Raw genomic sequence first — 10,863 nt, forward strand, 5'->3', positions numbered from 1 at the left:
GAACACCGAGTCGAAGCCCATCTCCTCGGCGAGGACGGCATAGTCGAGCAGCTGTCGCGGTCCGAACTGCTCCGAGGACGCCTTGTAGCCGAAGCGCATCGGGATTGTCATGTCGTGCTCCTAGAACAATGAGGCCGTGAGGGCGGGATGCAGGATGTCGTCGCGCACGCGGGCGAGACGATCGCGGAAGTCTGCGACGGTGCCGGGCCACAGGAGGGTCAGGCGGCCGGATCGGGGATCCGTATACCAATTCCGGCATCCCCCGTCGAGCCAGGGCGTGCCGGCCGCGCGCTCGGCGATCTCGGCGGTGTAGGCGGCCTCGGCGTCGAGCGAGACGCGCACGGGGCGCTCGGCGGCGATCAGCGACGCCGCGAACGCCGCCTGCTGCTCCATGATGAGCACCGCCGAATTGTGGCCCAGCGAGGCGTTGGGTCCGTTCAGCACGAACAGGTTCGGGAAGCCGTGCACCAGCGTCGAGCCGACCGAAGTCATCCCTCCCGACCAGTGCTCGTCCAGCGTCACGCCGTGCTCGCCGGTGACGAGTCGCGCGTACGGCTGGCGCGCCGCCTCGAAGCCCGTGGCCAGCACGATCACGTCGGCGCGGTGGCGGGCGCCCGTCGCCGCGACGAGCGTGTCGTCGTCGACGGCGGCGAGGGCAGAGGGCACGAGCGTGACGGCGCCCGATGCGATCGCCGGGTAGAACTCGTCGCTGAGCAGCACGCGTTTGCAGCCGAACGCGTAGTCGGGCGTGAGCGCGGCACGCAGCGCGGGATCCGGGACCTGTCGCGCCAGATGCGCGAGCGACAGCTCGCGCGCCTCGGTCGCCGCGATCGGGTCTCCCGAGCGCGAAGCGAAACGCGCTTCGCCCTCCACGTACAGCTCGTCGCGCAGCGCGGCCAGGGCGCCGGGGTCTTCTCGCCACGTCGTGCGCTCGACGGCGGAGTATGCCCGGTCGCGGCGAGGCACGATCCAGGCCGGCGTGCGCTGGAACAGGGTCACGTCCGCCCCGCGTCGCGCGAGCTCGGGCGTGAGCTGCACGGCGCTCGCGCCCGTGCCCACGACGGCGATCCGCGCGCCCTGAATGCGGATGCGCTCGTCCCAGCGCGCCGAATGGAACACCGGTCCCGGGAAGTCCGCGAGTCCGGGGATCTCGGGGATCAGAGGCTCGGTGAGGCGCCCGGCGGCGAGGATGAGGTGAGTGGCGCGGACATCGCCGTGCGCCGAGCGGACCGCCCACGCGTCGCCGTCCCACTCGGCGCCCGTCAGCGCCGCGCCGAGCCGCACGTGCCGGTCCAGTCCCTCGTCGCGCACGATCCGCTCCAGGTACGCGCGGATCTCGGCGCCCGGTGCGAAGGTGCGCGACCACTCCGGCCACGGATGGCTGGAGAGGCCGTAGAGGTGCGCCGGCACATCGCAGGCGACGCCGGGATAGACGTTGTCGCGCCACGTGCCGCCGATGGAAGCACCCCGCTCCAGGATGACGAAGTCCGACAGCCCCTCCGACCGCAGCGCGAGCGCGGCCGCGATGCCCGCGAAACCCGCGCCGACGATCACGGCTCCGACCTGGCGCGGCAGGCTTGAGGGGACCCGCAGATCCGAAGGCGGATTCATCAGAATTCCCCTTCGGTTTCGCCGATCCCCGCGGAAGCGCTGCTCCCCGTCGTGCGGACGGCCGTCATCCCGCTTCTCGCGGGCACGTCGCCGTAGGTGGTGGAGCGCTGACGGAACGGGCGGAACAGACCGCGTGCGATGTCCCGCGCCCGGGAGAGGGGCAGCTCGAGGCCGCGCTCGACGCCGGCGCCGGGAAGCACGCGCCCGTCGAGCAGCGTGCCGCCCAGGTCGTCGCCGCCCGCGCGGAGCAGCTCGATCGAGGCCGGCACGCCGTGCCGTGTCCAGGGGATCTGGATGTGCGAGATCACGCCGGACAGCATCAGGCGCGACACCGCCACCATGGCGCGGTGCTCGTCGAGCGGGGCGCGCTGCGCGACGAGCGGCACGCCGCCGCCCAGCGCCTCGGGCAGCGGGATCGGCACGAACTCCGTGAACCCCCCGGTCGCCCGCTGGATCCGGAGCAGCTCGCGCAGGTGGGCGATGCGCTCGGCGGCGGTCTCGACGTGTCCGTAGAACAGCACGGAGGTCGAGCGGAAGCCCGCGCGGTGCGCCGCCGAGATGTTCTCGCGCCACCGATCGATCTCGAGGTCGCCCGGCGCGACCAGCGCGCGCACGCGCTCGCTCAGCACCTTCACCCCCGTTCCGGGCACGGTGTCGACGCCGGCTCGCCGCATCGCAGCGAGGGCGCCGTCGAGCCCGAGTCCCGCGCGATCCGCGAGGTCGGCGACATCCTGTGGACGGAACGCGTGCAGGTGCATTTCCGGGGCGGCGTGCTTCACCGTGCGGGCGATGTCGAGGTAGGACGCGGCATCCTCTCCGGGCGCGAGCAGTCCCTGCACGCAGATCTCCGTGAGGCCGAGCTCGACCGCATCGCGCACGATGCCCTCGAGAGCCGCGAGGTCGTACGTGTCCGGCTCGGCCGAGGGTGCCCGCCGGAAGTGCGTCGATGCGATGTTGCGGTTCGCGACGATCGTGAGGGCCTCGCCGACGGTGTATCGCCGCACGTCATCCGCGGTCGTGGCGAGGGCGTCGAGCTCGGCCCCCTCCGCACGCAGCAGGCGCTCCCACTCGCCGTCGTCGAGCGACGCCGGGTCGGACGCGGCGCGGGAGAGGAGGCGCGCGAAAGCCGAAGCGGGGCTGGGTCGTTCCGCCTCCGCACGCTCCTCGGTCCGCTCAGCGATCGGGGCGACCACCGCCCCGTCATCCGAGACGACGGCCAGGCCGTCGGCTCCCGCGAGCGCGTACGTGGTGCGTCGGATCGCCGGATCCAGCCACGCGTCGGTCACGTACGGCGGGTGCGCCGTCAGGCGCTCGCGCAGTGCGAATCCGGCGTCGGCCGTGAAGCGCGCGAGGTCGTCGAGGTGAGGCCACGGCCGCTCGGGGTTCACGTGGTCGGCCGTGAGCGGCGACACGCCGCCCCAGTCGTCGGCGCCCGCACGTACGAGCAGACCGAACTCCTGCGGGTCGGACAGGTTCGGCGGCACCTGGATCCGCATCCCGGGCCCCATCACGAGCCGCGCGACCGCGACGGCCGCGATGTACTCCGTGAGGTCGGCGTCGGGCGCATCCTGCATCGCCGTGCGCGGCTTGGCGCGGAAGTTCTGCACGATCACCTCCTGGAGGTGACCGTGCCGTTCCTGGATCTCCCGCAGCGCGACGAGCGACTCGGCGCGATCGCGCAGGGTCTCGCCAATGCCCACGAGGATGCCGGTCGTGAACGGAACGCGGGCCCGCCCCGCGTCCTCCAGCAGGCGCAGCCGCACGTCAGGGTCCTTGTCGGGCGATCCGTAGTGGACCTGCCCCGGCTCCTCGTAGAGCCGGCGCGACGTGGTCTCGAGCATGACGCCCATCGACGGCGCGACGGGGCGCAGCATCGCGAGCTCGGCGGCGGTCATGATGCCGGGGTTGAGGTGGGGGAGCAGGCCCGTCTCGGCCGTGATCGCCCGCGCCATGTCGGCCACGTACTCGAGCGTCGATCCGTACCCGTGCTCATCCAGCCAGGCGCGCGCCTCCGGCCAGCGATCCTCGGGGCGATCGCCGAGCGTGAGGAGCGCCTCCTTGCAGCCGAGGGCCTGGCCCTGGCGCGCGACCGCCAGCACCTGCTCGCGCGACATGTACGTGGGCTTGTGCTGCTTGAGCAGTTGCCCCGGGGTGTCGACGAAGATGCAGTAGTGGCATCGGTCGCGGCACAGCGTCGTGAGCGGGATGAACACCTTGCGCGAATAGGTCATGACGCCGGCGCGGCCGATGGCGTCGAGCCCCGCGTCGCGCACGCGCGCTGCCGCGTCGAGCAGGCGGTCCAGTGCGCCTCCGGTCGCCGCGAGCAGCGCCTCGGCGTCGTCGATGCCGATCCGTTCGCCGGCCTCGGCGCGGGCGAGGGCCGAGTCCAGCGTGGAGAGATCCGGATCGAGCAGGGTCACCGGATCAGTCTCGCACCGCGAGGGCGTCAGGGGGCCGCGTGCGATCGTTGCTGTCCTGTGAGGTGGATCGCACGGCGTGAACGGCAGGATGGAATCCATGGTGACTCTGCTTCTCGACACGCGTCAGCTGGAGATCGTGCTCACGCGCGTCGAGCGACTCCTGGCCGGGCGGCGCGGAGACATCCGGATCGACCGCGCCGCGATCGCGAGGCTGCAGCTGACCGACGAACCGGCGACGTGGCTGCGCGGCGTGCGCGCGCCCGGCACCCAGCTGCCGCGCCTGCTCTCGCTCGGCACGTGGCGGTCGGCGCAGGGCGACGACTTCGTCGCGATCCGGCACGGGCGCCCGGGAGTCGTGATCGACCTCGACGGGGACGCGCGCTTCACGCGCCTGATCCTGTCGACCCGCCACGGGCACGCGCTGGCTAAGGCCCTGCGGCTCGAGGCTGGAGAAGCCGAAGCCTGATGAACGAGGAGCCCTGCCGGCCGGCCGGGCTCCTCCTCCGCTGACGATCAGCCGCGGTGGTCGTCGTGGGGGTGCTCGTGGTGCTCGCGGTCGTGGTGCTCGCCATGGTGCTCGTGATGCTCGCCCTGGTGCTCGCCGTGCTCGCGGTCGTGATGCTCGCCGTGGTGCTCGTGGTGCTCGCCGTGGTCGCCGTGGTGCTCGCGCTCGTCGGCATCATGCTCGGGTGCGGTGGAGTGGTCGACCTCGGGGGAGTGGCCGGCCTCGGGCGCCTCACCAGCCGCGGCATCGTCCTCCGACCCGTCCGCGGCCTCAGGCGACGCGGGCACGCCGACGCCGACCGCGTCGAAGCCCGCCGTCGATGAGAGCGTCTCCTCCGACGCGTGCTGCTGCCGGGTCAGCGCGGCCGAGCCCGGCAGGCCGTCGGCGGCGACATCCGCCCACTCGTCGCCGCCGTCCGGCAGGTCGAGCACCGAGTCGGGCGTCTCGAGCCGGTCGGGATCGTCGGCGTCCTCCTCGCGCGGCGAGGGGATGTACTCGGGCGCCGGCACCCAGCCGGGCGTGGGCTGCTCGCCCTCGGGCGACGCGGCGATGAGCTCCGTCTCGGCCGCGACGACGTCCTTCTCGATCTCGGACAGCGGGCGCGTCAGGAAGGCGAGCGGATCGCCGTACGACGGCGCCGCGGCATCCGGCTGCCCCGACAGGGGCTGCCGGTCCACGACGACGGCGTCCACCGTGGTCGGCGCGAACGGCAACTCATCGACCGTCTCGGCGTCGGCCTCGGCATCGCCGGACCGGTCGGCGCTCACGTCGTCCGCGGCGTCCTCCTCGCGCTCGGCCGTGACCTCGGCCTCCGTGGGCGTGAAGTCGGCCTGGGCCTCGGCCGCGGCTTCCGGCTGCCCCGCGGCCCCGGCATCGATCGGCGCGGGGGCGACATCGTCCTCCGGGGCGGCGTTCCCCTCGTGCGCGAGAGCGTCCTTCGGCGCGACATCCTCGTTCGACACGGCGTCCCCCTCCGGTGTCTGGGTCGGCGCGTCCTCCGCGCCCTCGCCGGTGGCGTCCGGCTCGCCCGCGGCCTCGCTGGCGGGGCCCGCCCACGTGCCGCTCACGACCTTGAGGAAGACGTCCTCGAGGCTCTGCTGCTTGAGCGTGAGCGACGACAGCGGCACCCCCGCCTCGGCCGCGAGCACGCCGATCTCGGCGGTCGTGACGCCCGTGACGTTGATCCCCGAGCGCTTCAGCTCGAACTGGAGGCCGCGGGCGCGCAGCGCATCTCGCAGCGCCGCGCGGTCGGGCGAGTCGACCGCGACGACGGCGTCCATGTCGGCGAGCTGCTCGATCCCGCCGCTGAACAGCAGGCGCCCGTTCGAGATGATCAGGATGTTGTCGGCGACCTGCTGCACCTCGCTGAGCACGTGTGAGGACATCAGCACGGTGCGGCCCTCGTCGGCCAGGCGGCGCATCAGCATGCGCATCCAGCGGATGCCCTCCGGGTCGAGGCCGTTGGCGGGCTCGTCGAAGATGAGCACTCCGGGGTCGCCCAGCAGCGCTTCCGCGACCCCCAGGCGCTGACGCATGCCGAGCGAGAAGCCGCCGATGCGCATGCCGCCCACGGCCCCCAGGCCGACGATCTCGAGCACCTCCGCCACGCGCGAGGCCGGCACGCCGATCGCGCGCGCCGTGGCGATCAGGTGCCGCTCCGCCGTGCGCCGCGGGCGGTACTGCTGGTTCTCGAGCAGCGCGCCCACCTCGCGGCGGGGCTGCGACAGCTTCCGGTAGGGGACGCCGTCGATCAGGGCGGTTCCCTGCGTGGGCGTGACATCGCCGAGCACGATGCGCAGGGTCGTCGACTTGCCGGCGCCGTTCGGGCCGACGAAGCCGGTGACGACACCGGGCTCGACGCGTGCGGTGAAGTCGGACACCGCGGCGACGTCACCGAAGATCTTCGTGACCCCGCGGAACTCCAACACCTTGCCGTCGGCCATCCGCTCCCTCTCGTGCATGGAAAAGTCTCTGCGACCCGGGCGTCACTGCACCGCGCCATCCCACCTATCTTGGCGGACATCGCGCGGAACCTGGGGATCCCTGCCCGCCCGGCACCGATCGCGACGTGTGACGGGGGACGCGTGCGCACCGGGGATACGGTGGACGCGTGAGCTTCCCGACGTCGGATCCGCGCATCCTCGCCCGCCGAGAGGGCGGCCTCGGCACCATCACGATCGACCGGCCGGAGGCGATCAACGCGCTCGAGCGCAGCATGCTCCAGGCGATCCGGGGCGTGCTCGACGCCTGGGTGACGGATCCGGATGTGCAGGTCGTGCTGTTCGACGCCACCGGAACGCGCGGCTTCTGCGCGGGCGGCGACGTGCGACGCCTGTTCGAGGCGATCTCGCGCGGCCTCATCTCGGAGGCTGAGCCGTTCTTCCGCGACGAGTACTCCCTCAACGCCTTCGTCGACGAGTACCCGAAGCCGGTCGTCGTCTTCGCCGACGGCGTCACGATGGGCGGTGGGATCGGCATCGCCGGCCACGCGCACGTCCGGATCGTCACGGAGACATCGAAGCTGGCGATGCCGGAGACGCGCATCGGGTTCACGCCGGACGCCGGCGGATCGTGGCTGCTCGGCCACGCACCCGGCAGGCTCGGGGAGTTCCTCGGCCTGACCAGCTGGGTCATGGGGCCCGCGGACGCGATCTACGCGGGGTTCGCCGACCACTTCACTCCTGCCTCGCGTCTGCCCTCCGTTCGCGAGGCGCTCACGACGCGCGCCGACCCGTCGACGCCCGCCGAGCTGGTCCTGCTGTTCGACGAGACGCCCGACCCGGGGCCGATCGAGCGCGCGCGGGAGTGGATCGACGACGCGTTCTCGGCCGACACCGTGCCGGAGATCGTGGAGCGGCTGGGGGCGCTCGATGCGTCCGGCGTGGCAGCGGGGGAGGAGGTGAGCCCGGCGACCGCGCTCGCCGCGCTCACCGCGCGCTCGCCCGTCGCCCTCAGCGTGACCCTCGCGGCCATCCGTTCGTCGCGCGTCATGCGCGGCCTGCGTGACGCGCTGTCGCAGGAGTTCGCGCTCGTGTCGTGGTTCATGGCGACGCAGCCCGACATGGTGGAGGGCATCCGCGCGCAGCTCGTCGACAAGGACCGCTCGCCGCGCTGGTCGCCGGCCACGCTCGCCGACGTCGATCCCGAGGTCGTGGGAGACGCGTTCGCGTTCGAGCCCGAGCGCCCGCTGTTCGAATAGCGGCGCCCCTCCGCGCTCGGTCCGCCGCCGCGCCGGCCGCCTTCGACCCACCAGGTCTCGCGGCGGAGCCCGGTCTGCGGGGACGACGCCCACTCAGTGGGAGATTCCGTCATACTCGACGTCCCCCGAATGGGGGACAAGGCTTGTCCCCCATTCGGGGGACAAATCCAAAGCGCACCTTAGGACGAACTTGACTCTCGCCTGAGCATTCATCCGTATGTTCATCTCCTGGCGGAGGCCGTCCCGAAACGCGCCTCACCGCTGGCGGCGGGCTCGTCGCCCGAAACGAGTCCCGCCGAAGCCATCACGCGCACGCCGCTGCCCCGCGGCGTGTTCGTGGTGCGCGAATTCCGCCCCTTCCCTTCTCGCTCCCCACATTCCTGGAGAACCTCGTGAACAAGTTTGCAAAGGGCTCGATCGCCGCTGCCGCCGGTATCGTCCTCCTCCTCGGCGGCGTCGGCTCGCTCGCCTACTGGAACGACTCGGCCGACCTCGACGGCGTGGCGGTCAACGCCGGTCAGCTCGAGCTGACGGCGGCGGCCGGCAGCTGGGGCGCGGACAAGATCGGCGCCTGGGTTCCGGGCGACGAGGCGACCTACGAGACGACCCTGAGCCTCAAGACCTCCGGTGACAACATCGCGGGCCGGATCACGCTCGACACGGCGGCTCTCGAGGCGGCTGTCGCCGAGCAGGCGCAGGACACCGTGACGTCGGCGCTGCCCGCCGGTGTCGACGCCGCCGACATCCTCGACCAGTTCTCGTTCACCTTCTCCGCCGACACCGCGGGCGCCACCAAGCCGGCCGGATCGACCCTCACCGCGGCGACGGACGGCTACGCCTTCGACGGCGCCGGCACCTATTCGATCCCCGTGACCGTGACCGTGACGTTCGAGGACGACGGCACCGCGAACAACGATGCGCAGGGCGCGGCCATCGACCTCGGCGACCTGCCCTTCGTCGCCACGCAGACCGTCAACTGACGTCCCCGCCGCCGGGCCCCCCGCTCTCCTGATCGAGCGGCGCCCGTGGTGCATCGCACCCTCCCCCTCCCCCTCCTCTTCCTCCTCTCCCCGAGCCACAGGAAACGCCGTGTCGCACCCGAGCAGCCTTCCCACGCAGCCGCGCCGGCTGCGGCGCGTGCGGGCCCGCAGGGCCCAGCGGCTCCGCGGATTCGTCGGGTCCGCGATCGGTGCGGTCGCGCTGCTGTTCTTCACCCTGTCGGGCGTCGGCGGCAGCTACGCGCTGTGGAGCGATTCCGAGACCCTCGGCGCCGGCACGGTCGAGACGGGAGGCGCGAGCCTCGTCGCACAGTGGTCCCCCAGCCACAGCGACAACCCGTGGTCGAACATGCTGCCGGGCGAGTCCGTCCGTCAGCAGCTGACGCTCAGCAATACGGGGGATGTGCCCCTCGCGGTGACGACGGGGGTCAACACCGTGACGGGGTACGAGCTGCGCGTCGCCGTCGGCGGCTGCACGGCACAGCTTGCCGTGCAGCCCGTCGGCGCCACCCCCGCCCCCCTCGTCACGATCCCCATCGACGACGCGAAGGACGACGTCACGGTGTGCGTCGAGGTGCGCGCGACCTCCGCGCTCACGCCCGGCACCTCTGCCGCCTTCACCCTCACGTTCGACGGCGCGCAGGTGATCTCATGATGCGCAGCGGCCGCCGCAGGATCCTGATCGCCGCCCTCGCCACCTTCCTCACGCTCGCGGGGGCGGGCACCGCCTCCGGCTACTGGAGCGCGGGCGACCGGGTATCGGGCACCGCGAAGGCCGCCACGGTCGGCATCGCACAGACCGTGCACCCGACGCCGGCGACAACGCCGCTCAAGACCACCTACAGCGCGAGCAGCCTGACCGCCGCGGGTGCCGTGTCCGTCGCGAACACGGGCAGCCGCGAGGGGTCGTACACGCTCACGGTGCGCGCGACCTCGGCTTCCGCATCGGGCCTCCCCGCCGCGATCGGCGTCGCCATCGCCGCGGTCAGCTCCGCCGAGGCATGCACGCCGACGACCGCTCTGTCTTCCCCGGCCACCGGCAGGCTGTCGACGTCCACGCCGTTCACCTACTCGGGAACCGTCCCCGCGGGCAAGACCGTCGTGCTCTGCGTGAAGACCTCGATGAGCTCGAACGACGCGTCGACCTACGCCAACCAGTCGGCCCAGCTCGCCATGCAGTCCCGTCTCGCGTACGGCAACGGCGCCTGGACGCAGAGCGCTGCCAGCGTCTCGTTCGCGCAGTCGGTCGGGTCGAGTCTGCTGTTCTTCACCAACAGCTCCGGCCGCTACCTCATCCGCAACCAGGGCATCTGCGTGCAGCGATACCCCGCCGACGACACGCACTACCTCGCGCGCGACACCGGCTGCGGCGGCTATGCGGAGCAGTGGCGCATCTTCCGCGCCGCCGACGGCACGTTCGCCATCTCGTGGGCGCAGAACACCAACGGCGACGCGATCGCCCCGCGCTGGACAGCGCTGAACGGCTCCCGGACGCTGCAGACCCGCAGCGCGGACACCTCCGCGCAGCACTGGAAGATCGTGGGCATCACGGGGGATCAGTACCGCATCGAGAGCGTGGCGTTCCCCGGCCAATGCGTCACGGTCGGCGACGGACTGTGGCAGTCGACCGACACCAACCCCCGCCGGCTGGTCCTGGCGACGTGCACGGACGCGGCGACGCAGCGGTTCGTGTTCGAGCTCCAGGGCACGCCCATCACGCCCGTCCAGGACACCAGCTGCACCCGCATCGGTCAGTACCTGGAATTCGGGTTCGGGGCCAACAAGGACTATCAGCAGGAGATCCACTACCGGGCGCTGCTGGCTCACGAGTCGACCCCGGAGACGAAGCGCTCGTTCGTGCCGAACGCGGGAGACGGCCTGAGCGACGGCTGGAACACGTATCTCCGGATCTACGACGGCGGCGCGAACCTCGCCTCGTATGTGAGCGGCAGCGGCGGCGGCGTCGGCAACACCTGGGTGTACATCGAGCAGCAGATCGCCGGCAGCGCATGGAGCACGACCGCCAAGGGCAAGTTCCACATCGCGCGCAGCGGCGGTCAGCTGACCATCTCCTGCGGATGGCGATGAAGGGCGCGCTCCTCGCGCTGGCCTCGGCGGTGCTGCTGACAG

At 72.1% G+C, this 10,863-nt stretch carries 8 protein-coding genes and 1 pseudogene; 5 read left to right on the forward strand and 4 right to left on the reverse strand.

Features of this window, described 5'->3' with window-relative positions; translation table 11 throughout:
• The 3 genes and pseudogenes from RIF89_RS06950 to cofG form a co-directional block, all read right to left on the reverse strand.
• Positions 1–111, reverse strand: a pseudogene (locus RIF89_RS06950) (F420-dependent glucose-6-phosphate dehydrogenase); the annotation flags it as partial.
• A 9-nt stretch (positions 112–120) separates the two neighbouring features.
• Positions 121–1,611 carry an NAD(P)/FAD-dependent oxidoreductase gene (locus tag RIF89_RS06955; RefSeq protein ID WP_309068405.1) on the reverse strand — a complete coding sequence of 497 codons (1,491 nt, stop codon included), beginning with the start codon at positions 1,609–1,611 and terminating at the stop codon, positions 121–123.
• Positions 1,611–4,031, reverse strand: a complete 2,421-nt coding sequence (cofG, locus tag RIF89_RS06960) for a 7,8-didemethyl-8-hydroxy-5-deazariboflavin synthase CofG (RefSeq protein ID WP_309068406.1) — start codon at positions 4,029–4,031, stop codon at positions 1,611–1,613. Before cofG ends, RIF89_RS06955 begins: the two co-directional genes overlap by 1 nt.
• A gap of 97 nt (positions 4,032–4,128) precedes the next feature.
• Between cofG and RIF89_RS06965 the strand changes: the two genes are divergently transcribed.
• Positions 4,129–4,497 carry a hypothetical protein gene (locus tag RIF89_RS06965; protein WP_309068407.1) on the forward strand — a complete coding sequence of 123 codons (369 nt, stop codon included), beginning with the start codon at positions 4,129–4,131 and terminating at the stop codon, positions 4,495–4,497.
• Between the two features lie 47 nt (positions 4,498–4,544).
• On the opposite strand, the gene RIF89_RS06970 is transcribed toward RIF89_RS06965, so the two are convergent.
• Positions 4,545–6,497, reverse strand: a complete 1,953-nt coding sequence (locus RIF89_RS06970) for an ATP-binding cassette domain-containing protein (protein ID WP_309068408.1) — start codon at positions 6,495–6,497, stop codon at positions 4,545–4,547.
• A gap of 149 nt (positions 6,498–6,646) precedes the next feature.
• Here RIF89_RS06970 and RIF89_RS06975 point away from each other — a divergent pair, with 149 nt between their 5' ends.
• From RIF89_RS06975 to RIF89_RS06990, 4 genes are all read left to right on the forward strand, one after another.
• Positions 6,647–7,735 carry an enoyl-CoA hydratase/isomerase family protein gene (locus RIF89_RS06975; RefSeq protein WP_309068409.1) on the forward strand — a complete coding sequence of 363 codons (1,089 nt, stop codon included), beginning with the start codon at positions 6,647–6,649 and terminating at the stop codon, positions 7,733–7,735.
• 392 nt (positions 7,736–8,127) lie between these two features.
• Complete coding sequence (locus RIF89_RS06980; protein ID WP_309068410.1) at positions 8,128–8,715, forward strand: alternate-type signal peptide domain-containing protein; 588 nt, start codon at positions 8,128–8,130, stop codon at positions 8,713–8,715.
• Between the two features lie 109 nt (positions 8,716–8,824).
• Positions 8,825–9,388 (forward strand): hypothetical protein, encoded by a 564-nt coding sequence (locus RIF89_RS06985; RefSeq protein ID WP_309068411.1) that lies wholly within the window; start codon positions 8,825–8,827, stop codon positions 9,386–9,388.
• Entirely contained in the window at positions 9,385–10,821 is a 1,437-nt protein-coding gene (locus RIF89_RS06990) for a hypothetical protein (RefSeq protein ID WP_309068412.1), read from the forward strand. Before RIF89_RS06985 ends, RIF89_RS06990 begins: the two co-directional genes overlap by 4 nt.
• The last annotated feature ends 42 nt before the right edge of the window (positions 10,822–10,863 follow it).

The sequence above is a fragment of the Microbacterium sp. genome (assembly GCF_031178525.1).
In the GTDB taxonomy this organism is placed as follows: Bacteria; Actinomycetota; Actinomycetes; order Actinomycetales; family Microbacteriaceae; genus Microbacterium.

Coding starts and splice junctions, on each gene's coding strand:
- RIF89_RS06955 (WP_309068405.1), bottom strand. CDS start 1,611: ATGAATCCGCCTTCGGATCTGCGGGTCCCCTCAAGCCTGCCGCGCCAG.
- RIF89_RS06965 (WP_309068407.1), top strand. CDS start 4,129: ATGGTGACTCTGCTTCTCGACACGCGTCAGCTGGAGATCGTGCTCACG.
- RIF89_RS06970 (WP_309068408.1), bottom strand. CDS start 6,497: ATGCACGAGAGGGAGCGGATGGCCGACGGCAAGGTGTTGGAGTTCCGC.
- RIF89_RS06990 (WP_309068412.1), top strand. CDS start 9,385: ATGATGCGCAGCGGCCGCCGCAGGATCCTGATCGCCGCCCTCGCCACC.